20 protein-coding genes and 2 pseudogenes are annotated in these 24,612 nt (G+C 45.4%); 11 read left to right on the plus strand and 11 right to left on the minus strand.

The window, feature by feature from the left end; translation table 11 throughout:
* Positions 1 to 103 precede the first annotated feature (103 nt).
* The 3 genes and pseudogenes from RIM23_RS22580 to RIM23_RS22590 form a co-directional block, all read right to left on the minus strand.
* On the minus strand, positions 104 to 1,294 hold the full coding sequence (locus tag RIM23_RS22580) for a hypothetical protein (protein ID WP_446369518.1): 1,191 nt from the start codon (positions 1,292 to 1,294) through the stop codon (positions 104 to 106).
* 119 nt (positions 1,295 to 1,413) lie between these two features.
* Positions 1,414 to 1,704, minus strand: a pseudogene (locus RIM23_RS22585) (TVP38/TMEM64 family protein); the annotation flags it as partial.
* A gap of 208 nt (positions 1,705 to 1,912) precedes the next feature.
* Positions 1,913 to 2,083: pseudogene (locus RIM23_RS22590) on the minus strand (IS4 family transposase); the annotation flags it as partial.
* A gap of 222 nt (positions 2,084 to 2,305) precedes the next feature.
* Between RIM23_RS22590 and RIM23_RS22595 the strand changes: the two are divergent.
* Complete coding sequence (locus RIM23_RS22595; protein WP_446369520.1) at positions 2,306 to 2,689, plus strand: hypothetical protein; 384 nt, start codon at positions 2,306 to 2,308, stop codon at positions 2,687 to 2,689.
* Between the two features lie 269 nt (positions 2,690 to 2,958).
* Here the strand turns inward: RIM23_RS22595 and RIM23_RS22600 are convergent, their stop codons facing one another.
* On the minus strand, positions 2,959 to 3,447 hold the full coding sequence (locus RIM23_RS22600; RefSeq protein ID WP_446369522.1) for a hypothetical protein: 489 nt from the start codon (positions 3,445 to 3,447) through the stop codon (positions 2,959 to 2,961).
* 244 nt (positions 3,448 to 3,691) lie between these two features.
* Here RIM23_RS22600 and RIM23_RS22605 point away from each other — a divergent pair, with 244 nt between their 5' ends.
* Positions 3,692 to 5,371, plus strand: a complete 1,680-nt coding sequence (locus tag RIM23_RS22605; protein ID WP_446369524.1) for a glycosyltransferase family 39 protein — start codon at positions 3,692 to 3,694, stop codon at positions 5,369 to 5,371.
* Positions 5,372 to 5,419: 48 nt separating this feature from the next.
* On the plus strand, positions 5,420 to 5,935 hold the full coding sequence (locus RIM23_RS22610) for a pentapeptide repeat-containing protein (protein ID WP_446369526.1): 516 nt from the start codon (positions 5,420 to 5,422) through the stop codon (positions 5,933 to 5,935).
* A 253-nt stretch (positions 5,936 to 6,188) separates the two neighbouring features.
* Here the strand turns inward: RIM23_RS22610 and RIM23_RS22615 are convergent, their stop codons facing one another.
* The gene (locus RIM23_RS22615; protein ID WP_446369528.1) at positions 6,189 to 6,725 is read right to left on the minus strand and encodes a hypothetical protein; all 537 of its coding nucleotides are present in this window, start codon (positions 6,723 to 6,725) and stop codon (positions 6,189 to 6,191) included.
* 245 nt (positions 6,726 to 6,970) lie between these two features.
* Between RIM23_RS22615 and RIM23_RS22620 the strand changes: the two genes are divergently transcribed.
* Positions 6,971 to 8,257: a dihydrolipoamide acetyltransferase family protein gene (locus RIM23_RS22620; protein WP_446369530.1), complete on the plus strand. Its 1,287-nt coding sequence runs from the start codon at positions 6,971 to 6,973 to the stop codon at positions 8,255 to 8,257.
* Positions 8,258 to 8,348: 91 nt separating this feature from the next.
* Here RIM23_RS22620 and RIM23_RS22625 read toward each other — a convergent pair whose 3' ends face one another.
* A complete protein-coding gene (locus tag RIM23_RS22625) occupies positions 8,349 to 8,927 on the minus strand; it encodes a Uma2 family endonuclease (protein ID WP_446369532.1) in 579 nt (192 codons plus the stop codon).
* Positions 8,928 to 9,161: 234 nt separating this feature from the next.
* Here RIM23_RS22625 and mnmE point away from each other — a divergent pair, with 234 nt between their 5' ends.
* Positions 9,162 to 10,544: a tRNA uridine-5-carboxymethylaminomethyl(34) synthesis GTPase MnmE gene (mnmE, locus tag RIM23_RS22630; protein ID WP_446369552.1), complete on the plus strand. Its 1,383-nt coding sequence runs from the start codon at positions 9,162 to 9,164 to the stop codon at positions 10,542 to 10,544.
* Positions 10,545 to 10,839: 295 nt separating this feature from the next.
* Positions 10,840 to 13,254, plus strand: a complete 2,415-nt coding sequence (locus RIM23_RS22635) for an adenylate/guanylate cyclase domain-containing protein (protein ID WP_446369534.1) — start codon at positions 10,840 to 10,842, stop codon at positions 13,252 to 13,254.
* Positions 13,255 to 13,419: 165 nt separating this feature from the next.
* Here RIM23_RS22635 and RIM23_RS22640 read toward each other — a convergent pair whose 3' ends face one another.
* The 3 genes from RIM23_RS22640 to RIM23_RS22650 all read right to left on the minus strand — a co-directional run bounded on the left by RIM23_RS22640 (position 13,420) and on the right by RIM23_RS22650 (position 16,689).
* Entirely contained in the window at positions 13,420 to 14,367 is a 948-nt protein-coding gene (locus tag RIM23_RS22640; RefSeq protein WP_446369536.1) for a diguanylate cyclase, read from the minus strand.
* 430 nt (positions 14,368 to 14,797) lie between these two features.
* Positions 14,798 to 15,970 (minus strand): molybdopterin-synthase adenylyltransferase MoeB, encoded by a 1,173-nt coding sequence (gene moeB, locus RIM23_RS22645; protein WP_446369538.1) that lies wholly within the window; start codon positions 15,968 to 15,970, stop codon positions 14,798 to 14,800.
* Positions 15,971 to 16,173: 203 nt separating this feature from the next.
* Entirely contained in the window at positions 16,174 to 16,689 is a 516-nt protein-coding gene (locus RIM23_RS22650; RefSeq protein ID WP_446369540.1) for a Mov34/MPN/PAD-1 family protein, read from the minus strand.
* 186 nt (positions 16,690 to 16,875) lie between these two features.
* Here RIM23_RS22650 and RIM23_RS22655 point away from each other — a divergent pair, with 186 nt between their 5' ends.
* The 3 genes from RIM23_RS22655 (at position 16,876) to RIM23_RS22665 (ending at position 20,324) form a co-directional block, all read left to right on the plus strand.
* On the plus strand, positions 16,876 to 18,021 hold the full coding sequence (locus tag RIM23_RS22655) for a hypothetical protein (RefSeq protein ID WP_446369542.1): 1,146 nt from the start codon (positions 16,876 to 16,878) through the stop codon (positions 18,019 to 18,021).
* Positions 18,022 to 18,131: 110 nt separating this feature from the next.
* The gene (locus tag RIM23_RS22660) at positions 18,132 to 18,533 is read left to right on the plus strand and encodes a hypothetical protein (RefSeq protein ID WP_446369554.1); all 402 of its coding nucleotides are present in this window, start codon (positions 18,132 to 18,134) and stop codon (positions 18,531 to 18,533) included.
* A 210-nt stretch (positions 18,534 to 18,743) separates the two neighbouring features.
* Positions 18,744 to 20,324 carry a hypothetical protein gene (locus tag RIM23_RS22665; protein WP_446369544.1) on the plus strand — a complete coding sequence of 527 codons (1,581 nt, stop codon included), beginning with the start codon at positions 18,744 to 18,746 and terminating at the stop codon, positions 20,322 to 20,324.
* Positions 20,325 to 20,412: 88 nt separating this feature from the next.
* Here RIM23_RS22665 and RIM23_RS22670 read toward each other — a convergent pair whose 3' ends face one another.
* Positions 20,413 to 21,198 carry an endonuclease/exonuclease/phosphatase family protein gene (locus RIM23_RS22670; RefSeq protein WP_446369556.1) on the minus strand — a complete coding sequence of 262 codons (786 nt, stop codon included), beginning with the start codon at positions 21,196 to 21,198 and terminating at the stop codon, positions 20,413 to 20,415.
* A gap of 227 nt (positions 21,199 to 21,425) precedes the next feature.
* On the opposite strand from RIM23_RS22670, the gene RIM23_RS22675 reads away from it, so the two are divergent.
* Positions 21,426 to 21,701 carry a DUF7219 family protein gene (locus RIM23_RS22675; protein ID WP_446369546.1) on the plus strand — a complete coding sequence of 92 codons (276 nt, stop codon included), beginning with the start codon at positions 21,426 to 21,428 and terminating at the stop codon, positions 21,699 to 21,701.
* 35 nt (positions 21,702 to 21,736) lie between these two features.
* Positions 21,737 to 22,117, plus strand: a complete 381-nt coding sequence (locus RIM23_RS22680) for a response regulator (protein WP_446369548.1) — start codon at positions 21,737 to 21,739, stop codon at positions 22,115 to 22,117.
* Between the two features lie 674 nt (positions 22,118 to 22,791).
* Here the strand turns inward: RIM23_RS22680 and RIM23_RS22685 are convergent.
* Positions 22,792 to 24,510, minus strand: a complete 1,719-nt coding sequence (locus tag RIM23_RS22685; RefSeq protein WP_446369550.1) for an IS1634 family transposase — start codon at positions 24,508 to 24,510, stop codon at positions 22,792 to 22,794.
* Between the last annotated feature and the right edge of the window lie 102 nt (positions 24,511 to 24,612).

Raw genomic sequence — 24,612 nt, forward strand, 5'->3', positions numbered from 1 at the left:
AATCGATTGGCGATACTCACGACTTTCGCCTGTGCTAGACTACTTTTATAGATTAACACATTATTTATTACAATACAAGACTAAGAGAAAATAAAAAGTCGTCCTAAAAGGACGAGGCTTGTATCCCTAGTTCTCGGTCAGGGTTGTGGGCATAAACTTGTTGATACACAATCTCCCAGCGCAACTCATCGGTAAACGGATCACGAATGATTTCAGCCACGCCAAACGAAAAGTGACCCGTTACTGTCGCCCAAATCGTCTGTTGATCGCCATTTTCGCCGCCAATCCCACCAAACAGATGTAAGATTAAAGCGCGATCGCCTTCTTGCCAAGCTGAAATAGCATCGGGTTGAGTTTTTGCCTCTGGATCGATTAACACTGTCGCCACAGTTCCCTGGCGATCGCGTGTATTCTCCCACAAATTTGGCAGCTTATCTGCTCCTAAAATAACCCGATCCGGTTGCAATTGAAACAGCGATCGCGGCGCAATGGCTTGTACAGTAAAAATGCCCTGCTTATCCTTCGCCCCGTAAATATACCACCCCGCCTCCCCTGCGGGCGACGCTTCAAGCTGTTGTGGTGTTGAGAACAAATGCTGGGGGAAACGAATGACTTCTTCAACACCGTCAAATTTGCCAGATTCGGGGTTGTAATGACGTACCCTTAACCATTCTCCCTGGGTGCTGACAATCGACACTAAACCATAAAATCGCCCTGTGACTTGAATCGGAGAACGAGCAATTTTCAGCCTATTTTCCGCCCAAATCACCTCCTCTAAGCGGACAATCACATCATTTTTAGGTCTTGCTCCCGCCAACGATTGCAATGGACCCACCTGTGACCAACCATTCAGGCGATTGGGGTGAATATTACCATTTTTCTGGCTATTGCGGGTAGTTTGGTTAAATTCGATAGCGGTGGTAACAGCGTCCAGATAGGTTTTAATTTGGGGCGTTTCCTGCCATTCGAGACGCAATTTTTCACCAATTAAATCCTGGGCGGCGTCAGGAGCGTTGTACACTTGAAACCAAACCCAATCGGATGTTGAATTGGCTTGTATTTCTTCAGGATTTGGTAAAATTAATCGTCCTACCCAATCACCGACGGAGGGATATAATATCGGATCAATATCTTGTTCAAGGGGATAAAAAGACGATTGATTGCCCGTTGGCTGACTCAGGGCGTAACTGGGTTCCTGGGGAATGGCTGGTTGGGGTTTCGGGTGAAAAAAGATCACCGCGATCGCACAGATTATTCCTAAGGCTATTAAAACCAACCCGTCAGACTTTCTCATGTCCGCTCCACCCTGCGATCGCCCTCTGACTAAATTGTAGCCTGCATTCCCTACTTCCAGTTGCAGCTTATTTAGTCAAGGATTAACTTTTACTACAATCAAAACACATTAACTACAGTTTATTTCTGATTTAGCGCGGGGTGTGTTTCTTCCTGGACAACAGTTTCATTTAACGCTTTCTGGGCAAGATGTGTTATATAGAACGTTACGGCAATCGTAGCCATTAAGCCAATGATCCGAATCCCCCACTGGGCAATTTGAGTTTCTGTCGTAGTGGGTTGATTGGAATTATGAATTGTGGCTAAATCCCTACCCAGGGAACCGATGTAAACGTATACCACGGTAGCTGGAACCATACCAATGGAACCCAAAACATAGTCTCTGAGGGAAACTTGGGTAACACCAAACGCAATTAAAGCGGCTTTTGCTCAATTGAACCATTTGATTTCCCTCAATTTACCCGTTGGCGATTGACTAAGAATGACACCTCCTCTTCCCTGACAGATGCCCCTTCCGTCCCCCCTATGCATTACTCACATCTTTCTTAACATGAATTCCCTTGACAAAAGCAGTAGTTTTGGGAGAAAGTCAAAGCCAAGTATGGGCAATGTCATGAAGTCATCGTAGACCTTGCCAAATAGTTTTAACCCCTGGTTCACCATCATGCTTGCGGGCTAAGAACCCGCCGAGTTGGGCAATCCAACGTACAGCATCTCTTAAATCGGGAGGAGAGTCAGGGGGGTGATGATGCATCCTGCAATCAAGAGCCTGCCACTGATATGCTTCTAAAATAGGGGTTGCTGTAGGGAGTCTGGTGGTGGGGGTAGGCAGATGGAGATGGTAAGAGCCGCCTACTCAGTTGGATAGCCAAGAAATACTTAATTAGAAGAGGTGTTATGAGTAATCAACCCAAAAATGTTATCAATATAGATCCAGTCACGGTTGTGGCGATTATATCTGCCCTTTTACTGGTGCCACTATTGATATCGGGTTTCATCTTCCAATAAGTCTATGGATTCTCGTCATTGTAAATCTACCTCTGGCTTGCCCATTGCTAAAGTCATTAAGCTCGTGGCAGTAGTATTAATGTACTTGTCGCTCTGGATTGCACCAGCATCCGCCAAGGTTATCCGCTATTTTGATGGTAATTCTACTGATGTGAACGTTCCCGCAGGTATTGCCTTTGACTTAGGCGGCGGGGGGGCTGATGTAGACGAAGCGATTCAGTGGATGATTAATCAGGCGAGAGGTTGCACAGACTGTTCTGCTCAGGTTGATGTTGTTGTCATTCGTTCATCGGGTTCTGCTGGCTATAATGCGCCAATTCTGACGATGAATGGGGCGATTGGAAATCGCAGTCAGGACATGATATATAGCAATCGCCATAGCGGTTAGGACGCATCATTTATGTAGAGACGCGCTTTTGAAGCGTCTCTACAACAGTTCGTTTGTCCTAATCGATGTGTCTACTGCTATAAAAGGGCGATTGGAAATCGCAGCTACACAAACTTTCGTCCGCCTACGCGGACTGAACTAGAAAAGAATCTTCCACAGAAAACTTTTATATCATAAACATCGGTGAGAGTCTGTAGGGGCGACCCGCTTGCTTAAAGAAACAATGGGAGTTTATTCAATTGATTGAGTCGCCCTATTATTCAATGGAATTAATCCTTGTTCCAAGGTTCGATTACATCCTGATAAGTAACCGTTTTTAATCCATCATCTTGCCAAAATGCCACTGCACGCCAGTCTCGAAACATTCTTTTTCGGCTTGCCACATTGAGTGGAGCGGCTGGCTCTCGAAAAATCCATACTCCCCATCCCATACTCAATTTTTCCTGTTCAAGCATTTCCAGAATCGCATCCCGACGAGCCAAAAGAACTGTGCCACGAGGAGACTGCCAACGTTCTCCTGAACGATTTAAGGTAAAGGCTATAACTTCTCCGCTAGCTGAGAGAAATTGTCCTGCCTTAAAATCCACAATACCCAGTGTTTCTCGGAGTCTTTTAGCTGGCATCCATTCCTCAGTCTCACCGCTTGGAGCTTCCCAATAAAATTGACAGGTGGCTGCCTGGATATCAAATTTTACAGGTTTTCCCGCTATATCTAAAGTGGAGTAATTAATTAGATCCCCTACACATTTATGTGCCATACCTGACGCTTCAGGGCGTTAGGTCAAAATTATGATATGCCGTGAAAAGTCAGCCTTAAGCTGTTCGGCGTTTAAACCCTAATGTCAAGAATAGCAAAATCATTGCCGTAGTGCGAGCATCTTGCTCGCTACTAATACTTATAACCCAGTCCGCGCAGGCGGACTTTGTTTGTGTAGCAGCGATTTCAATCGCTCAAATTAACCCAATTCTCGTTAGAGTGGTTTTTGCGCGAAAATCCTAACTATGCACCTACGCCAAAAACTGACTCTCCATTATTTCGCCCTAGCTGGAATCATTATTCTGGGAACCGTCTTCCGGTTTTGGCATCTTGACTTAAAACCCCTGTGGCTGGATGAAGTTCTCACCGCTTTCTTTAGCCTGGGGCGGGAGTATAATGATTTACCATTGGATGTGGTATTTCCTTTGTCTACGCTCCAGGAATTTTTCACCCTTCAACCGGAGGCTAGCTGTAGAGATATTGCCCAAACCCTTGCCCAACAATCTACTCATCCCCCCTTATTCTTTTGCTTAATGCATTCGTGGTTAAGGTTTACGGGAACCGAACAGTTAGCTTGGGCGTTGCGCTCATTTCCAGCTTTAATCGGAGTCGGTGCGATCGCGGCAATCTACTGTCTCAATCGTCTCATCTTTTCGCCAATCGCGGGATTAATCGCCGCCGCGTTAATGGCGGTGTCTCCCTTTGCGGTTTACCTGTCTCAGGAAGCGCGTCACTACACATTACCAATGCTGCTGATTATTCTGGCACTTTTGGCATTAATCCCGATTCAGCAGCGTCTTTATCATCAGCAATTGCCTTCCCCTTGGCTATGGCTAGGTTGGGGTATGGTGAACAGTATCGGTTGTTATGTCCACTACTTTTTTCTTCTGGCTGTCATTGCCCAATTTTTAACCCTAATTTCCGGGATGATTTGGTATCGTCGGCGCTTACCAGGCGGGAGTTGGATAGCTGTGGCGCTGGTAATGGCGGGAATGGCAGTTAGTTATCTGCCGTGGTGGGGTATGCTTTTGGCAGATGTGGGGCGACAAGAAACCAATTGGCTACCGCAACCGGATAGCATTATGCCTCTTCTGCAATTACTCGTGGGTTGGCTACTCATGGTAATTGCCTTACCCGTGGAAAATCAACCTTGGTGGATTGTTATCCCCATGGGAGGATTAACTCTGGGGTTGGGGGGGTGGATTATTTGGCGGGGAGGTGTGGGAGTTAAGCAATTGCTACAGAAGCCTGCAACCCAGTTAGCCACGTTGACGCTATTCGGGTTTACCTTGGCTGTATTGCTGCAATTTTTGGCAATTATTTACCTGCTAGGTAAGGATATCTCCGTTGTCCCCCGCTATAATTTTGTTTATTATCCGACGATTTGTGCGCTCTTGGCAGCGAGTTTAACCGTAAACCATGGCGCGTCTGGGCGTAGGGATGTACAGGTGCAGGGGAAATGGGCAATTGTCTTAACGTTGACTATCTCTGTCGTGAGTACGGTTTGTGTTGTGGCTAATTTGGTGTTTCTCAAACCCTATTATCCTCAGCAGGTGGCAGAGAATATGACGATTGAACCCACTGTTCCCCTGATCATGGTGATGGGATATGACGATCTTCAGGATATCGGATTAGGATTGAGCTTTGCCAAGGCATTAGAGAACTTACCAGAGGGTGGTAGTCAACAGGGCGATCGCGCGATCGCATTTTTAAGTCGCCAACAGGGATATGATAAAGTCTGGCAGCAGTTATCGGAATTAACCATACCCTCGGTGTCTCAGTTGAATCTATGGGTAATCACTCCCGGCTTGAAGCGTCGAGACTATCCCCAACATCTTGCGATCGCGAACCAAAAAACCTGTATCCTTGATCCGAGTCAACATTACCGGATTGGTATTCCCTATCAGTTATACCGATGTGGTTGAGATTTAGCGTAAGCTACACCAGAAAGGATGTTTTCAACAACAGTTGCAATGAAAGTAAATATTATTAAGTCTATTCGAGGACTCGCCGCTCTAATTTTGGCGTTGGTGTTGGTTTTAGTTCCCCTATCCGCCAAAGGGGCAAATCTCTCTGCCAGACAGCTTATTAATGACGGTACATCTGATCTGAGTGCCATGGATTTCTCTGGTCAAAATTTAGCCGAACTGGAGATATCTAATATGAATCTGACGCAAACGAATTTAAGCAATACCGATTTACGCAATATGGTGATTACTGATTCCACCATAACTGACGCTAATCTACAAGGTGCAGACTTTTCTTATAGCATTGCTTATAAGGTTAACTTCAAGGGTGCTGATTTGAGTGATGCGGTTTTAGTGGAAGCGATTTTGTTAGGTTCTCGCTTGGATGACGTTAATATCACGGGTACTGATTTCAGCGATGCAGTTTTAGATCGCTTACAAGTTCAAAATCTCTGTACTAGAGCTAGTGGCGTTAACTCGAAAACGGGGGTAGAGACTCGTGAATCCCTAGGATGTCGATAAATTGTCTACTGTAGGGACTCACGCTCCGTCATCCGTGTCAACTTAAGCCACAACCCTTGCCAATTATTGTTTCGAGCAGTTCGACACAAACTGATCGTGTTGCTTGCTCCCTAAGCTATTACAGGAGAAAGAGCAATCTGCAAGAGCATTCTCTTGCTCCCCCAGCTCCCCCAGCTTCCCCAGCTCCCCCAGCTCCCCCAGCTTTTAGCGCTTAAGTTGACACCAATGACCGACGTGCGCCCAGAAAACCCGCTCAAAAACAAAGTTCAGGTGACCATTCTTGATGACCGCGCCCAGGATAACATTTGAACTGAGATCCTGCCCAAATCATCTGCCATTGTTCGTTAATTTGGGCAGAGGAATTTTTCTGGAACTCAACGCGGTATCGGATATCTTGCACAGAATCATCCTTTAATCCAGTTTGAGTCAGGATAACAATTGCCTGAGTCGGTTGAGGATAGGAGACATCCACGGTGGGTGAATCGGTGTCAGCGTCGCTATTATCAAACGCCGAGAGTGCGATCGCGTTTGGGTCACTACCGGTTAAACTCGTCTTATCTGCAAGTTGGGATAGATCCATTGAACGATAATCTTCCCGGTTAGCCGCCAACGTCTGAGCTGATGAAAAATTTTGCTGGGGAGTCGAGTTACCTAGAGAATCGGGGGATGGCTCAGTCGATGAGGAAATCGTTTCATCAGGTGAAGGATTAGCGGCTGTGATTGTCGCTTCTTTTCGATTACTGATGCTGGTACAAGCCGTCAGCAGGATTACCATACCAGCGATACTCATCAAAGAAATTTTGCACGAGTTGACCATCAGCTCCATCAGTTTTTTCGATACCGGGCTAATTCTATTGTAGGTTGGTATAGAGAAGCACAAAGAGGTAAGGGCTGGTGGGTAATCCCCATTCCCCGTTCTCCGTTCCCCGTTCCCTATTTTTGACCTAAATAGTTTTAAAGCCAGTCATCACGCTAAAATGCGATCTGGCAAATGCTATTGTTATCTCACGCCTAGTTCATTGGGAATACCACCTCATGATCCACGAAGTTTTCATGCCCGCCCTTAGCTCCACCATGACCGAAGGTAAAATTGTCTCTTGGGTGAAATCCCCAGGGGACAAAGTAGAAAAAGGCGAAACCGTGGTAGTGGTTGAGTCTGACAAGGCGGATATGGATGTGGAGTCGTTCTATGAGGGCTATCTAGCCGTCATTACTGTACCCGCAGGCGAAAGCGTACCCGTGGGGGAGGCAATTGCTCTGCTAGCCGAAACTCCTGACGAAATTGAGGCGGCTAAACAACAAGCCTCTCAATCCAGTTCCGCCTCAGCGCCAGCCATTACTCCGCCTGCACCAACGCCAACACCTGAACCTGCTACTGTCTCAGCCGCTCCCCAAGCCCAAGATACCCCCAGTCGTCGCAATGGACGCACTGTCGCCTCTCCTCGAGCTAAGAAATTAGCCAGGGAGTTGAAGGTTGAACTCGATACGTTGACGGGTAGTGGTCCACATGGACGCATTGTGGCAGAAGATGTGGAAGCCGCCGCCGGGAAAACTCCCCAACCTGAACCCGCCCCTGCACCACAACAGCCACCGTCTCAGCCTGCGGCTCAACCGATGGCTACACCAACAACACCGATTTCTGTCCCCCTCGGTGAAGTGGTTCCGTTCAACACGCTGCAAAATGCCGTGGTTCGGAATATGGTGGCGAGTCTTCAGGTACCAGCATTCCGGGTGGGGTATACCATCACAACGGATGAACTGGATAAACTGTATAAACAAATTAAGTCTAAGGGCGTAACCATGAGTGCCCTATTAGCCAAAGCCGTCGCTGTGACATTGAAACAACATCCCACAATCAATGCCTGTTATACGGAAAAGGGGATTCAGTATCACGCTGGGGTCAATGTGGCTGTCGCTGTGGCAATGGCAGATGGGGGACTAATTACACCTGTGTTACAAAAAGCCGATGAGGTGGATATTTATTCCTTATCTCGCACTTGGAAAGGTTTGGTTGAACGCTCTCGACGTAAGCAGTTGCAACCGGAGGAATATAGTTCCGGTACGTTTACTATCTCGAACTTGGGGATGTATGGCGTTGACCGTTTTGATGCAATTTTGCCTCCAGGACAAGGGGCAATCCTAGCGATTGGCGCATCACGTCCGCAAGTGGTGGCGACAACGGATGGGATGATGGGGGTGCGGAATCAGATGCAGGTGAATATGACTTGTGATCACCGGATTGTTTATGGTGCAGATGCGGCAGCATTCCTGCAAGATTTGGCGAAGTTGATTGAAAAGAATCCGCAATCGTTGACACTTTAATCGGATGTGAGCCGAGTCACACCACCTGTAGGGGCACGGCATTGCCGTGCCCCTACAAACCTTCTATCAATAACCCTAATTAGATAAGGATTCAATTCCAAACAATTTGTAAATCTAAAATAAAACCAGGTAAAACATCTTCCCCAGATAAATGGGTAGGATTTTTCAGGATTTCTACCGTTTGCCCTTGGCGATAAATTTCCACCCGACGAGTGGGTCGATAGAGTAACCAACCCAGTCTGACTTGATTGTCCATGTATTCCTGCATTTTAGCTTGGGTTTCTTTTAATGTATCGCTGGGTGACATTAACTCCAAAACAAAGTCTGGGGCAATGGGTGGAAATTTTTCTTTCTGTTCTTCTGTCAGTGCATCCCATCGCTGTTTTTGAATCCAAGCCACATCGGGAGAACGGTTTGCCCCATTGGGCAGGTGAAAACAGGTTGAAGAGTCGAAAACTTCTCCCAGGTTTGTTTGTTCATTCCACACACAAAATCGAGTGGTTAGCTTGGCGTTCCGTTTTCCCGTTTCTCCGCCTGTGGGGGACACGATGATTAATTCTCCTTTCGCATTGCGTTCAAATTTTACATCTGGATTGACTCGACAAAGATGATAAAATTGCTCTTGATTCAAGTGAACAATTGGATTGAGGTTAATCGTAACGGCTGTCATAAGTAGTTAGGAAAAGTTAAAGACTATTTTACGCGATCGCTTAATTTCCCTCGCAATCAACGCTCAGGACTGGTGCAGGTTTTACCATTACACCACCATCTGTAGGGAACCCTTGATGAACATTAATGTAAACTTAAGGCTGAAACCTTTACTTAATCAGAGATCCCCCCTAGCCCCCATCCCCCCTAGCCCCCCTTTGAAAGGGGGGAACAAGAAAGGTAGGGTCAGTAAATGATGTCTCAACCGTTTGTCCAAGGTGAAACAATAGCCGCGATCGCAACTGCTGTTGTCCCGCAACAAGGGAGTGTGGGGATTGTGCGGGTGTCGGGGGAAAATGCCCTGGCGATCGCACGTCAACTATTCCATGCACCAGGGCGTCAAATGTGGCAGACTCACCGCATTCTTTATGGGTATGTGCGTCATCCCCAAACCCAACACATTGTTGATGAAGCCCTACTCCTAATTATGCAATCCCCTCGCTCTTACACTCGTGAAGATGTCGTCGAGTTCCATTGTCACGGCGGGATTATGCCCGTGCAGCAGGTGTTGCAATTATGCTTAGAGCTAGGCGCACGGTTAGCCCAACCCGGAGAATTTACCCTGCGGGCATTTTTGAACGGGCGCTTAGATTTAACCCAAGCCGAAAGTATCGCTGACTTAGTGGGTTCTCGTTCCCCCGCCGCCGCCCAAGCTGCATTAGCGGGAATACAAGGTAAGCTGGCTGTACCCATTCGCCAACTCCGGGCGACGTGTTTAGATACTTTGGCAGAAATTGAAGCCCGAATTGACTTTGAGGAAGATTTACCTCCCTTAGATGAAGCCGAGATCATGGCTCAAATTCAACAGATATTAGCCGATATTAACCAAATTCTCGCCACCGCCGATCGCGGTCAATTATTGCGAACCGGCTTAAACGTCGCCATTGTCGGACGTCCGAATGTGGGCAAATCCAGTTTATTAAACGCCTGGAGTCGTAGCGATCGCGCGATCGTTACCGACTTACCCGGTACAACTCGTGATGTGGTTGAGTCGCAGTTAGTCGTCGGTGGAATCCCCGTGCAGGTTCTAGATACCGCCGGAATCCGGGAAACCGTGGATCAAGTCGAGAAAATTGGCGTTGAGCGATCGCGCCGTGCGGCTGAGGCGGCTGATTTAATTGTATTGGTGATTGAAGCGACTACGGGCTGGACTACACAAGACCAAGAAATTTATACACAAGTCAAACACCGTCCCCTAATTTTAGTCATTAATAAAACCGATCTCGCCCCCGCCGATTCTGTATCCTATCCGGATACTATTGAACGGATAGTTATAGCCGCCGTTGCCAAAAATGAAGGGATTGAGGCATTAGAACAAGGAATTCTTGAAGCAGTGCAAACGGGAAACCTTCACGCGGCTGACTTAGATTTCGCCATTAACCAGCGACAAGCCGCCGCCTTAACCCAAGCTAAAATATCATTGGAACAGGTACAAGAAACCATCGCCCAACAGTTACCTTTAGATTTTTGGACGATTGATTTACGCGGTGCGATTCAAGCCTTGGGTGAAATTACTGGGGAAGAGGTAACGGAGTCAGTGCTTGATAGGATTTTTAGTCGCTTCTGTATTGGCAAGTAGGTTTCCTAACTTTACTCGAATTAAGTTGTTTCACCGTTAACTTGAATTTTGTCCACCTACTTATAAGTGGGTGGAAATAAATGGGAGCATGTCACCTTTGTAGGTTGGGTTGAGGAACGAAACCCAACTCCAGGGAGAGCCAGTTGGGTAACGCTTACGCTCTACCCAACCTACTTGAACGTTCTGTGCAAAACTGACATGCTCCCAAATAAATTCAACTATATTAAGTTATATAAATATTACTTAAACCCTTATATAAACCTAGCTTACTTCTCAAGGAAAGCAAATATGACAAATGACGATCCCAGTAAATAGCGGTATGATAGAAGCTTTACCGAACCCCCTTGCCCTGTCGTTGCATTCTTCTTTGACTATTTTGGAACCCAGGAACGAGGAATTAAACCAGCCCATCCTACCCACAAGCACCACAGGATGCTTAGGCGAAGATCAATTTGCCCTCGCCTTCCGTTTGTCTCCCAACGCCATGGCAATCAGCACCCTAACGGATGGGCGCTTATTGGCAGTCAATGATCGGTTGCTGAATCTGACGGAATATCAACGAGACGAAATCATTGGTAAAACCACAGTTGAAATAAACTTTTGGCTGCATCCAGAGGAGCGGACGCAATTTATTCAGCAAGTACAAACTCAGGGAATCATTCACAATTATGAATTCAATTTCCGTCTCAAATCAGGACAGCTAAAAACGGGATTATTATCGGCAAATATTATTAACTTCAGTGGACAAGACTGCTTACTTGCTGTCATTAACGATATAACTGAACGCAAACAGGCTGAGGAACAGGTGGCACGTCTAGCTAAAATGAGCCAAGCCATTAGTAGCGCGGCGGATTTTCAGACAGCGTTGGACATCGCCTTGCATCAAGTCTGCGAAATTACCGGCTGGAGTTATGGTGAAGCGTGGATTCCGGCGACGGATGGGATGGCATTAGAATGTAGCCATAGTTGGTATCGGCAATGCTCGGATATTGATTCCCCAGATGCGGCAAAATTCAACCAATTCCGAGAGTACAGTGAAGCCTTAACCTTCTTACCTAATGAGGAATTACCGGGACGAGTGTGGCATCGAGTTCAGCCGGAGTGGGTTGATGATTTAGCGACGTTTTCAGATGACCTTTTCCTGAGATTAGAACTCGCTGTTAAATGTGGATTTAACTCAGCATTTGCCGTACCTATTGTTACACCAAGCTCAAACCAAGAAACCATTTCTGTCTTAGCTGTGCTGGTGTTTTTTATCGCCCAAAAATATCCATCTGACCATCGCTTTTTTGAGCTAGTCACGGTTATTTCTAATCAACTCGGTAGCGTGATGCAGCAGAAGAAAGCGGTAACAGAGATTCAAGCGCTTTTCGCTGCGATGACAGATGTGGTGCTGGTGATTGATGCCTCGGGAAGATGTCTAAAAATTGCCCCCACTAATCCCCTGAGTGCCTACAAACCATCAGCCGAAATCGTGGGTAAAACCTTAGACGAACATTTACCAGCCGAGCAAGCCGATTTTATTCTCCAAGCTATCCAAGAGGCTCTTTTAACTCAGCAAACCGTGAGTATTGAGTATCAGTTGACGGTTGCCGGACGAGATATTTGGTTTGCGGCTAATTTATCACCACTTTCTAATGATAGCGTGATTTGGGCGGCACGGGATATCAGTGAAAGTAAATTACTCGAGCATAAACTGCGAACCTCAGAAAGCAAAATGCGCCTATTTTTTGAGGCGATGAATGCTGTTGTGCTAATTATTGATGTTCAAGATCGGACAATAGAGAATATCGAAATCGCACCCACAAATCCTACGCGATTCTATGACTTTCATATTGACCCAATTAGCCAAACAATCGAATCTCTTTTTCAAGAAGAAATAGCGCTGGATTGGCTGGATAAAATTCAACAGGCGTTAACGACTCAGCAAACGATCTATTTTGATTACAGTCTACAAAGTGAAGAAAATACGGTGTGGTTTGCCGCCAGTATTTCGGCGATGTCTGAACAATCGGTTATTTGGGTAGCGCGTGATATTACTGATCGCAAACAGGCAGAAGCGGCGTTACAGTTAGAGCAAGACAAGTCAGAGCGGTTATTACTGAATATCTTACCCGAACTGATTGCCAATCGTCTTAAACAGGATCAACGGGCGATTGCTGAACATTTTGATCAGGTGACGATTCTTTTTGCCGATATTGTCGGGTTTACGCCGTTATCGGCACGTCTGCAACCGATTGAACTGGTGAATATGCTTAATCAAATCTTTTCCACATTTGACCAACTTGCAGATCACTATGGATTGGAGAAGATTAAAACCATTGGTGATGCTTATATGGTTGTCGGCGGTTTACCCAGTCCTAGAGACGATCATGCCACAGCGATCGCGCAAATGGCTTTGGATATGCAACAAGCGATTTATGACTTCCAAAAGCAACAGGGTGAGTCGTTCCAAATTCGCATTGGTATTAACACCGGATCAGTCGTGGCGGGTGTGATTGGGAGGAAAAAATTTATCTATGATTTATGGGGAGATGCGGTTAATGTCGCCTCTCGTATGGAATCCTCAGGAGAACCTGGTAAAATTCAAGTTACCGCTATTACATACAAACAATTAAAACATAAGTTTATCTTTGAACAGCGAGGTGAGATCGCAGTTAAGGGGAAAGGCGATATGATTACCTATTGGCTTCTGGATAGAAGGAAATGATAGTATGCACAGATTAGGGACAATTATCCCGGTTCGGTTGTCGGCTGTAGGGGCGAGTCGCTGCTCAAATGTGGCGGTATGAGAACTAACCTGTCTCGACTCGCCCTGTCTAAATGTATGAAGTGTCAGATAATTAATCATAAGTTGAGATAACAATAGCAGATATTAACCGATTAAACCAACCCGATTGTATCCCTGACTTTTAGCTTGATAAAGTGCGTGATTTGCTCGTTGAATAATTACCTCAATGTTGGAATCATCGGATTGATAACTAGCGACACCAACCGTCACAGTCATTTGCACATGTTGATCACCAATCCCAATTGTAATTTGTTCGAGCCGCCTTCTCAGACGTTCAGCCACACGCACCGCCCCAGCACTATCAGTTTCTGGGAGCAATGTGACAAACTCTTCACCGCCAAATCGTCCACAATAATCCGCCTCACGCAATGAACCAACGATACTTTTTGCTACACCTTTAAGTATTTCATCTCCCATCGTATGTCCATAGGCATCATTAATTTGCTTAAAGTTGTCAATATCAATCATCAGGACAGACAAGGAACGTTTATACCGACAGGCTCGGTGAAATTCCTGATAGCCAACACTTAAAACATGGCGGCGATTCCAGAGTCCTGTCAGGGGATCAGTACTCGCCAACTTTCTCAACATATTCATTAATTTTTCATTCTCTTTAACCAATTGTTTCAATTGATATCGAGTCTGCTTCAATTCTAAATGAGTTCGGACACGGGCAAGAATTTCCGCCGGATTAAAGGGATATATAATTGTATCAGCGACACCTTTTTCAAAGGCTTCGATTAAATGCTCTTGTTCATGAATCGTCCGAATCAGGATAATTGGGCTGGTGGTGAGGGGGAGGGGAAACTTAAGATGGTCGCACAATTCTAACCCACTAATTGGGGACATGATTAAAGCGATAAGAATTAAGTCCGGCTTGTTAACTCGTACACGATTAATTGCATCCTGTCCATTGTTGGCAACAGTTGTTTTATAACCTTCGGCTTCTAAAATAACACGAAGAATTTGTAAATTATTGAGATTATCATCGACAATCAAAATTAGGAACTTTTCAGGAAAAAATGATTTCATTTTTCATGTATTAATTGGGGATTGGTAATGGTAAAAATCATACCCTTGAGCGAAGTGAAGGGTAAAAAAAAGGGTTATGCGGTCTCTTGGGTTACCATTTTTCAGGAATTCTAGCATCGATTTCGATTACTGGAGTGATGTTCTCCTCTGGTATGGTTTTGAGGCAAATAGGGGTGGGTGTGAGTCGGTCTCGTATCGCTGTTGACAATAACGTTAACTCAAGACCCGCCTTTACTTAATGTTACAGACCTAGACTGCTACCTCTGCTACCAGACGTAGTATGCTATGTCTCTACATTGCATCCCCTGAAAAGTCAGGGGATGTGGAAAAAGGGGATTGGTTTGCGAATGTTATCCGCGAACCAATCCCCTTACTCTTTTTGAGATTTAGAAGCCTCTTGATTAAATCAGACCAACTTTGTTTGAGCGTCTCAATATTCAGGCACCGACGGGTCAATTTCCCGACTCCAAGCGGTAATTCCTCCTTTGACATTAATCCCTTCAATTCCGGCTGCTTTGAGAATGCCTAACGCCTTAGCGGAACGTCCACCCATCTTACAATGGGCAATTAAGCGGTGACCATTCAGCAGTTGCTTAACCGTTTCGACGCCAGAACCCTGTTCAATATCCGGTAATGGCACCAAAACGGCACCCGGAATTTTGGCAATCTCGTATTCATTGGGATTGCGAACATCAACGAGAACAAAATCTTTTGTCCCACTATCCAACAATTGCTTGAGTTCTTGAACTGTCATCTCTTGAATTTCCATTAACCGTTTCGCCTCCTGTTCTTTGGCTTGGGTAATGCCACAGAATTGTTCGTAGTCTACTAATTTTTCGATAACAGGACGTACTGGGTTAGGTCGCAGCTTCAGTTCCCGGAATGTCATATCCAGGGCGTTGTAGAGTAACAATCGTCCGCTGAGAGTTGTTCCCTTACCGAGGATAATTTTAACGGTTTCCGTGGCTTGGATGAGACCAATAATTCCGGGTAAAATACCCAAAACACCACCTTCGGCACAAGAAGGAACCATTCCCGGTGGTGGGGGTTCGGGGAACAAGTCGCGGTAATTGGGTCCATCTTCGTAGTTAAATACGCTGGCTTGTCCTTCAAAGCGCAAGATAGAACCGTAGACGTTGGGTTTACCTAGAATCACACAGGCGTCATTCACCAGGTAACGGGTGGGGAAGTTATCCGTCCCATCGACAACAATATCGTAGGGTTTTATGATATCCAAGGCATTCTCGGATGTCAGGCGGGTTTCGTAGAGGTCTACTTGACAATAGGGGTTAATTTCTAGAATCCGGGTTTTTGCCGATTGAATTTTCGGTTTCCCCACCCAGGAGGTTCCGTGAATCACCTGACGTTGCAGGTTGGAACTATCGACGATATCAAAATCCACGATACCGATACGTCCAATACCCGCTGCGGCTAAGTAAAGCAACAGGGGTGAACCCAGTCCTCCCGTACCAATACATAGAACACTAGCGGCTTTGAGGCGTTTTTGTCCCTCTAGTCCAACTTCTGGCAAAATTAGGTGTCGAGAATATCGTTCGTATTCTTCTTTGGTTAGTTGGATTTCTTCCAGATTGGGATTTAACATGGCAATTTGGTAAGATTAGCGATTGGGAAAGTTTTGACCCTTCACGACCTTCGAGAGCATGGCGCGTGAGTTTCGTGTAGGGGCGGGTTTGACTATTATCGTTTCTTTTTCTCCCAGATGCGACTCGCGCCCGCCCCGACCAAGTTTTGATTTAACGTCCTCATTTCCCTCATCTCAAGACGTGCTATGACACGTCTGGAACATTATTGCTTCCCCGCCTCCTTTGTCGTGAGAATCTCTTCAGGCTGAAACTGGTGATAGGGATCAAGAGTCCAGCTTCTGAGGTCAGAAGCTATACCCTGCTGAACGGAAATTATAATATACGAATAGCGCTGCCATGCGATCGCGCGATCAAATTCTGAGGGCTCGGCTGCATGGTCAGGATGGGAGTGATAGATCCCAATGATATCCAATTTGCGATCGCGTGAGAGCTTCTGAACCTGCAACATGACCTCTGGGGCAATGGTAAACTGGTTGCGTTTTGTCCCTGAGTGCCCCCGTGAACCGTTTACTCCTTCAAACTCTTCCGCCGCCTGATTATCCCAAGCGTTTTCTGTCGGTATAACTTCAACGACGGTTTTCACCTCCCCCTTAATGTGACCTAATAACAAGCCACAGCATTCGTCTGGGTAGGTACTTTCGGCGTGAGTTTCCATCACCTGAACATAATCAGCGTCAAGTTTGAGTAAATAGTGCGGGAAATGGTCGGGGTTTACCATATATTTCTAATAAACACGGCTTAATTGACTTTGAACTAGAATATGCCATTCTTGATCTTCAGGGACGCTGGATAGAATGAATAAGAATTCTGTCGGATTTGGAGTTCTGCTAAACTAACCATAATCTAAGCTAAATCAAAATCAAATAATCCTCACGGAAAAATCGCTTTTGTTCTCCTTTACATTATGACAACAACCCTCGACCCCAATAACCAAAATAATACAACTTTCCTTGATTACTTTCAAGCTTACGCAACCGAAGCTTTACAGAATCAAAACCAGACAGTTAGTGATTCCTTAAACCGGAGGCAAATTCCTAAGAGCCAGGTACGCCCCCTTGATCAAGCTTACCAAGTTTCCTTAAAACTGGGTAAGGACTTGCCACTTAAGCCAATTAAAAAACAAATCTTACAACAAATTGATGCCGTTGTCTATTTTCTCCGAGATTTTCACATTGGGGTACTGGGTCAGCGAACGAGTATCTTTCATCTTTATGAAGTTGAGATTCAAGTCGAATCCAATCTGCGCTATAGTTTGAGTTTTGAATCAGGCAAACTCTTAATTCAAATCCCCTATTGGCAGATGGCAGTTTGGGATCGCTACCTGCCTTATCAGAAATTAAAATATCGCTGGCATTGCGGCAAACATTTACCCAAATTTTCGCCCATTCGCAAAGTTTGGTGGTTAGTTGATCCGATTGGAGAATTACGTTCCAGTCTCCGCTCCCTGCTGGTACTGGCGATTCAAAAGCAAGTTTTGGGAATTGACCAGCTTTTTGTCAAATTTAACTTACTTGATCACGGGAATCGAGAACATCAAGTGATTCAAGGGGATGATCAAGACAAAACAGGATTTAAGCCTAACGCGATCGCGTTCCTCAAGGCAACAGTCAAAGAGGAAAAACTGGGCGTAAATCTCGATCTAGTGCTTCAGAACCAAGACGATGCCGCAATCGCGAAGTTATTGGCAGTCTATAAGAAAAATTTGGCAGATATAGATCAGATGGAGGAACTAATTGAAACGGGGGCATTTACCTTACAACAAAAGCTGAATGAAGAACAATCTCAAGTCGATGTCAAAATGTTTGGCTTTGTCAATGTCGGTAACTATCATCGGATTGATGTGGCGGTTAATCTGAGTAAAGGTTATCTCAAAAAATATGTAGAAATCATTCCCCGAAAAACCGATGTGAAAGCCACACTATTTGGCTTTGTCAATGTTTACACGATAGACGACATTACGGTAAAACCCAATTTTCACGGGGCGCTGACGCTCAATTTTGAAACAGCCGCTCTGGAAAAAGCATTAAAGGAATTAGAATTAGTCCAGTAGTCGATCATGTAGGGGCGGGTTTCACAGTTATCATTTATGACTGCACCCGAATGCGACTCGCGCCCGCCCCGATTAAATTACAACGTTTTGCAATTGTAGATAAAGATAAAATGGAACGTGGTTTACTCTGGTTACCCTTACTAGCTGTATTTATTTGGCTAGCGTGGTCAGGTTGGAATGAATATCAAAAAGTTGAGGCATATCGCTTATGGGCAGAACAATTTGAACGGGCAAAATATGATATTTATGCCGTACTCGGACAAAAGGGAAAAAGTCTGACGTGGGGAAAACCGACTCGTTCGGGTCTAGTGGATATAGAAACTTTTTCTCTAAATGATGTCCAGGCAATTCGACTGTTAGTTGATGGGCAGATTTTCGCATTAGAAACTCCCCCCAAAAAAGGACGCGCGATCGCACTAGAGTTTCTCCTGCCAGAATCCACGATCCAGGTGCCGTTTACCGAACTTCCTATGGCTGCGGAGTGGGGAAAGTTTCTCCAGAATTATCAATGAATTTTGTCGGGGTGGGTTTCACCCTGATCATTTCTGACCCCACCCAGATGAAACTCGCGCCCGCCCCCAACTATTGCACAATGGCTGTATTAATCTTTGTTACCTTTTTCCTGGTAAGAGTTCCCTGTTCCCTGTCTAATGACGAATGAGGTAATGGAACGCTAACCCCTGAAATCCGTCTTTATAAATAATAGTTCTGGTACTTTTTCCATGAAACCTATCCTACCTATTCTGGCGATTATCGGATTACTCCAGAGTTGCACCGCCCCGGTGACTTTTTCCTCTCAAGTCATTGGAAATCCCGCTAATTGCCCTCGCCAAACTGAACCCATACCCATCGCCTCTGCTAAGGATGAGGGACTGTATCAGCAATTTGACTATCACATTCGCGATATTATTACAGATGCCGATACGATCACCTTTCAAACTCAGCAGTATGATATCGTTTTCTGCCGATTTGATCGCACCTGGACAGTAGAACCGGGAACCTTAGCCGATGAATCACAGACGGCTGATAATCCCGAACAATTCCAAGAAAACCTCCAGAATCCCCCTTATCAAACCATTGAACTTAACGGAAAATCCTATCAATATCGCGTCATTCTCGAACCGCAGCCCTTTGGTAATGACGAACCAAAAACCGTTGTCTTTGAACTGATTACTCCCAATAGCACACAACCCCAACGCCACCCCCTCTATACCTTAGAACAGGTGCAGCAAGCTGAAGTGGGAATTGCCTTGGGAGTGCCTCGAATTACCTCAGCCCTCAATTATGCCGATCGCCTATTTTGGTCAGTCGCATCGGAACAAGGGGAAGGGTTCAGTGGTATCGCCACGATTGTTGGTTACAATCCCGATATGAATGAGGTGGCGGTGATTCAACCTCAAGAAATTCAAGGGCAACAAATCACCGATCTTGTCATCGCTGGTGATCGAAGCAATCCAGTCTTTTGGCTAGGAACTCATATTAGTGGTGAAGGGAATCCCTACCTACCCGGAACGGGATTAGTCGCCTATCGTCCTTCTCCCCCCAATCTCGAATCCGGAACGATTACCTCCTACACCGTCCGCAATAGTCCGATTATCGGGGCAATTCCTGACAAACTGCATTTAGAAGGCGATCTCCTCTGGGTAGGAACCGGAAATGGGGTTTGCCAAGTCCGTTGGCAAGGGGCAGATAATCCCGGAAATTGGTCTTGTTGGCGATTTGCGGCAATGGCGAAACTGCCGAGTCAGGAATTGCCCCTTTACAGGGGTTTATTAGAGGAAACCCCAGCCGTTACCCTTGAGGCGGATCGGGTGGGAGACACGGTAGAAGTGCTATGGTGGTCACCAGTGGACTACCAAACCCAAAAGGGACGGTATGAGGTCAGGTATGAAGATGGCTTTACCGTCACCTTAGAGGAGGGGGCGAGTTCTTGGTCTGAAATTTATGGATCATCATGGCAACCTCTCCCTGGGCAACCGCCTCTACACTGGGCAGGACACGAATGGCATTGGAATGGCGATCGCTTTGTGCGCGGTTTTGATCAAGTCGCCCTGAATTTCTTTGGCGGTGGACCTGTGGGAATTGTATCCGATCAGGATCAATGGACAGGGGAAAAACCTGCTAATCTGAATGCCTTGCGGGGTGATCTGAAAGTATCGGAGTTAACAAAAACGACAACTAAGCTGAATTATTATTCAGGTTGGGTGGAGGAAGAGTTACTCGATCCTTATTTCACCGTTGTCCCCCAAAATCGTCCCTTCAATCCTCGTCCTAATCCCTTAGATGAAATGGCAGGATTCTAGAGATGTCACCCCACCGAGTAGGGGTTTGGTTACCAAACCCCTACATTTGGTTACCAAACCCCTATATTTGGTTCCCAAACCCCTACATCTAATCATCAACAAAATTAGCGATAATCGGAAAATGATCAGAGGGAAGAACTCCTTGCCATTTCCGATCATCAACCGTCACCGTGTCTAGTCTGAGGCGACTATCGTAATAAATCGTATCAACAGCCGCAAACGCCTCACCTGTAAACCTATGAATACTTCGCTGTTTTTCTAATTCAACACCTGCCAAGGCATCCTGTAGAGTAATATAATTCGCTGATGACTCAGATAAGATTTCCCGTGGTAAGCTATCGGGTTCAGCATTAAAATCACCCGTAAGGAAGAGATAGGTATGATCACGATTGCAGTGAATCATGCGATCGCGGATTAGCGTTGCCCCCAGTTCCCGTGCCAAGGCACTATTATAGTCCAGATGGGTATTAAAACAGGTGATCGTTTTAGTATCCTGCGCTACACCAAAGACTGCCCAGCTTGCCATTCGCGGTACAGGATTCCCCCATTCAGGAGTGATACTCCCAGCAATATCAGGCGTATCACTTAAGCAAAAATCGCCACTGTCTAGGCTTATGAGACGGTCTTGGTTATAGAAAATCGCACAATATTCCCCTGTCCCTGTTCCCGTGCGATCGCCCCCAATACTTTGATAATTCGGTAAACGGCGATGTAAGTCAAGGATCTGGTGAGCTTTCCCTTCCTGTGTGCCAATAATATCTGGACGATACTCCTGAATCAGCGCCGCGATCGCATCACGCCGAATCCTCCAATCTTGCTTATCTGGGTCAGGTTTATCATAGCGGATATTGAACGTTATGATTTTAATGTTCATTTGTTTGTCATTCGTCATTTGTCATTCGTCATCCTCGCTCGAAGAGCAAGCAAGCTACCTCTATGTTCCCTGTTAAGCAGTTCCATGTTCTCTATTCCTTATTGCCTACTCTCTAGGTCATAGTTCCCAGGGAATCGCTATATAACATTTAGTTAACTTATAGTTAAAACAAGGTTAAGGATGTGTTAATATAATGGAAAACAGAAATTTAAGACAAGAGGTGAAATATGGCACAGTCCCCATCATCTGATTCCCCACAGATCAGCAAGCAAAACTTCCTTTACCCTCGATGCCGCTATTATGGCAACTTTACGCCAGAGTATCTAGCCTTTAATGCCAACTTGCAAGAGTTTGCCCAGAAAGTGTCCTATGTTTCTGCCCTAGAAACTGGCGGCAAGATTTCCTCTGAACAAGCCTATCAGCAAGTGAAGTCACTCTGGAAGCAGTTGAAAAATAGCAAGGAATCATTAGGCATTGGTCAAGCTAAACCCCCCAAAACCTGATAGCTTTTGTATAAAATGGTAGTTTTAGATAAACTGTGAAACAGGATGCTACAATTTTAGTCATTGAAGATGAAGAAATTTTGCGGGACATTATTCTTAATGTCTTACAGGAAAAAGGGTATCAGGCAATTGGCACGGGCGATTCTCGCAGGGGCTTACTCTTAGCCAAAGAGTTTGTCCCTGATTTAATTTTGTGCGATATTCGGATGCCAAAATTAGATGGGTATGAAGTTCTCAAAGCTTTACGCCAAGATGCCAAGACTAGGACGATTCCCTTGATTTTTATTTCGGCAGAAAAAAACCAAAGCGTTAGGAATATAGGGCAACAGTTTGGTGCGAATGGTTATCTGGCGAAACCTTTTACAACCGATGAACTCTTAACGGTAATCGCCAATCAGATCAACTTTTATCAGTAAAAGATGATTTTTTTAATGTCTATATTTATTGCAGATAACACCAATTTATAATTACGAATAACGGTGGGTTTTGTTGTTCCTCACCGTCCGCTCATTTGGGTAACTCAGTAGCCAAATCAGCAGCCACACAGTAGTCTGAGTAAGCAATTGCACGATTAAGGAGAGGACTAGGAAGCGATGCATCCCAGACTAAGCACTTGATTGAGTACAAAAGCTGAGTGGGTAAACTCTAGAACTTAGGCATTGACAAAAAATTCAGCTTGTGCAAAAACTATGCCTATCCTAGATTATGGTAATTTGTTTGTTGACTTGACTCTTGTCAAATCAGGCTAACCCCCAATGTATCCAAAGCCAACTTCAGTACAGGGAAAAGGTTGAGCAAGAGTAAAGAGCGATCGCACACCTGACGGGGTGAGTCAAAACCGTTGTTGATCAGTTGTTGTAGACTCAGGAGAGTAAAGGAGAGCGATTAGCTCGACTAAGCGTGCCCAGGGCAATCGTGTCTCTGGGGAACTCGAAAATCTTGGTTGAGTTCGTAAAACAAAATGTCCCCATCAGACTGTTAGAGAATAAAACTTAAGATATCTTGACTTTGAACAAGCTCAAGGGCAAATTAAGTAATATAAAATAGCTGAAATAAACTTCACCTCCACCGATGAGGCGGTTTTGGGGAATCAAGTGCCTCTATTATAAATAGATTTAGGAATTATCATCAACTGCAAAATTTGTTTTTGCAGAGGATTTAGAGGAGTAATTTCTGTTGAACCGTCTCGATGAAAATACAAAGTAATATTACAAAAAGCTGCTAAAAGCTTTTCCGCCGTAGGACGATTAGTGGTACGTTTGGGATTGCCATCATACAAGCCAGCTAATTTTTCTTGTTGGTTAGCTAACTCACGGCGCACGACAAACTCTATCAGCGTGAATAGCCGTAGTGCGATCGTCAACAAAAACATTAACCCCCGAATCCGATTTTCATCTTGAAAGTAAATAGGAAGAGCAGGAAGACGCCCTCGCTTAAACAAATGAAAGCCCCGCTCCGGTTGCCATTGTTCTCTGTAGTAGGAAACAGCTTGTTCGAGGGATAATCGTTCTGTTGGCGCATTAGTAACATACAGCCGCCAACCCGCCAAGGTAGAAAAATCAACAATTTCTGTCTCAAGGCGCTGATATTTCAATGTTAGGGTAGTTTGTCGAACTCGGCGATAGGGACGCTCTGGACTGGGACGACCAGAACCTTGATAAACTTTGGGATAGCGTATTTGTTGCTCAATCGTGACGCTGAGATACTCGCTTACTCGATGGCGCTTGAGAACTCTATCCACTTTTTCCTGTAAAGCCTGAACATCTTGTCCAGGTTTTGAGGCTAGTTTGGCTAAAGCGGCTTCAGCTTTTTGTAGACGCTGTTGTAATCCTTTAATCTGGCGCATTGCCAAAGCATGAGAACGAATCACTAACCAACGTTCTGACCAACGATGCCACTGTTGGTTTTCTGTGGAGAACCACAAACTGCCCAAGGGAATTTCAAATCCAGCTCCTGCTGGTTTATCGTTTGGCTCTTGAGTCGGCAAGAAAATATCTTGAACAGGAAATGGGGGACTGAGAACCCAATCGCGTAACAGTTTTTGACGATTTCCCGTCAGAGCAAGGGGAAAGCAGTAAATACCTCCAAGTTGAGCAATTTGTCCTCGGTTTGACCAACTCGAAGCTTTGGAGTCCGCTAAGAACAGAAAGTCAGTATGACCAATAATTTGAGCTAGACGTTTCCAAGTAGACACATAGATCGGGTCATCTGCACCGTTTCCTGGAAGAGTCGCACTCACCAATGGCATTCCTAATGGGTCAAGGGTGGCTAGCATCTGACGGTACTGTAATAGATCCGGACGGCGGTCTTTGCTATAGCCAAAGTGTAATAAACCAACAGAGTTTGTTTCTTCTTCTGCTGCTTTGATTGTTGATGGTTGATGATAGACCGAAAAGCTGGTCGTGTCACTGCGGGCACAAGAAGTAGGCAGCTCGTAAGCTCGAATTAAATGTTGTCCCAAATGAGTTTCGATGGCGTCGATAGCTTCGTGTTCTGATGAACCCAAAACACTCAGCAAGTCGGCTAGTCGGTCATCCGTTGCGTCTTTTTCCCCAATCTCCCATCCGGTCGCTAACTCTAAAGTTGTTTTGTGTTGTTTGACCCATAGTTCAACCGCACAAAGTCGATGGTCAGCTTGACTAATGATATAGCTTAACAGCAATACAGCCAGTTGACCATAGCTTAATCCTTTGCGGTTGCCATGAGGTCGTGGTAATTCTTGGTCAATCAGTCCTTCAATGCCCATCTGCTCCAGCCAATAGATGATCAAAGGAAGATCATCTACTCGTTCTGAGAGGGTTGGTTTCATCCATTGCCTCCTAGTAGTCTGTTTAATCGTGCAATTGCTCACTCAGACTACTGTGTGGCTGCTCATTTGGCTACTGAGTTACCCAAATGAGCGAACGGTGAG

The organism is Coleofasciculus sp. G3-WIS-01 (genome assembly GCF_040223135.1).
Lineage (GTDB): Bacteria > Cyanobacteriota > Cyanobacteriia > Cyanobacteriales > Coleofasciculaceae > Coleofasciculus.

Bases quoted from the DNA above. Each gene is read 5' to 3' on its own strand.
- RIM23_RS22660 (WP_446369554.1), top strand. From the start codon at position 18,132: ATGGAACGTGGTTTACTCTGGTTACCCTTACTAGCTGTATTTATTTGG.
- RIM23_RS22670 (WP_446369556.1), bottom strand. From the start codon at position 21,198: ATGAACATTAAAATCATAACGTTCAATATCCGCTATGATAAACCTGAC.
- RIM23_RS22595 (WP_446369520.1), top strand. From the start codon at position 2,306: ATGGATTCTCGTCATTGTAAATCTACCTCTGGCTTGCCCATTGCTAAA.
- moeB (WP_446369538.1), bottom strand. From the start codon at position 15,970: ATGTTAAATCCCAATCTGGAAGAAATCCAACTAACCAAAGAAGAATAC.
- RIM23_RS22655 (WP_446369542.1), top strand. From the start codon at position 16,876: ATGACAACAACCCTCGACCCCAATAACCAAAATAATACAACTTTCCTT.
- RIM23_RS22640 (WP_446369536.1), bottom strand. From the start codon at position 14,367: ATGAAATCATTTTTTCCTGAAAAGTTCCTAATTTTGATTGTCGATGAT.
- RIM23_RS22625 (WP_446369532.1), bottom strand. From the start codon at position 8,927: ATGACAGCCGTTACGATTAACCTCAATCCAATTGTTCACTTGAATCAA.
- RIM23_RS22650 (WP_446369540.1), bottom strand. From the start codon at position 16,689: ATGGTAAACCCCGACCATTTCCCGCACTATTTACTCAAACTTGACGCT.
- RIM23_RS22675 (WP_446369546.1), top strand. From the start codon at position 21,426: ATGGCACAGTCCCCATCATCTGATTCCCCACAGATCAGCAAGCAAAAC.
- RIM23_RS22610 (WP_446369526.1), top strand. From the start codon at position 5,420: ATGAAAGTAAATATTATTAAGTCTATTCGAGGACTCGCCGCTCTAATT.
- RIM23_RS22620 (WP_446369530.1), top strand. From the start codon at position 6,971: ATGATCCACGAAGTTTTCATGCCCGCCCTTAGCTCCACCATGACCGAA.
- RIM23_RS22600 (WP_446369522.1), bottom strand. From the start codon at position 3,447: ATGGCACATAAATGTGTAGGGGATCTAATTAATTACTCCACTTTAGAT.
- RIM23_RS22665 (WP_446369544.1), top strand. From the start codon at position 18,744: ATGAAACCTATCCTACCTATTCTGGCGATTATCGGATTACTCCAGAGT.
- RIM23_RS22605 (WP_446369524.1), top strand. From the start codon at position 3,692: ATGCACCTACGCCAAAAACTGACTCTCCATTATTTCGCCCTAGCTGGA.
- RIM23_RS22580 (WP_446369518.1), bottom strand. From the start codon at position 1,294: ATGAGAAAGTCTGACGGGTTGGTTTTAATAGCCTTAGGAATAATCTGT.
- RIM23_RS22635 (WP_446369534.1), top strand. From the start codon at position 10,840: ATGACGATCCCAGTAAATAGCGGTATGATAGAAGCTTTACCGAACCCC.
- RIM23_RS22615 (WP_446369528.1), bottom strand. From the start codon at position 6,725: ATGAGTATCGCTGGTATGGTAATCCTGCTGACGGCTTGTACCAGCATC.
- RIM23_RS22685 (WP_446369550.1), bottom strand. From the start codon at position 24,510: ATGAAACCAACCCTCTCAGAACGAGTAGATGATCTTCCTTTGATCATC.
- mnmE (WP_446369552.1), top strand. From the start codon at position 9,162: ATGTCTCAACCGTTTGTCCAAGGTGAAACAATAGCCGCGATCGCAACT.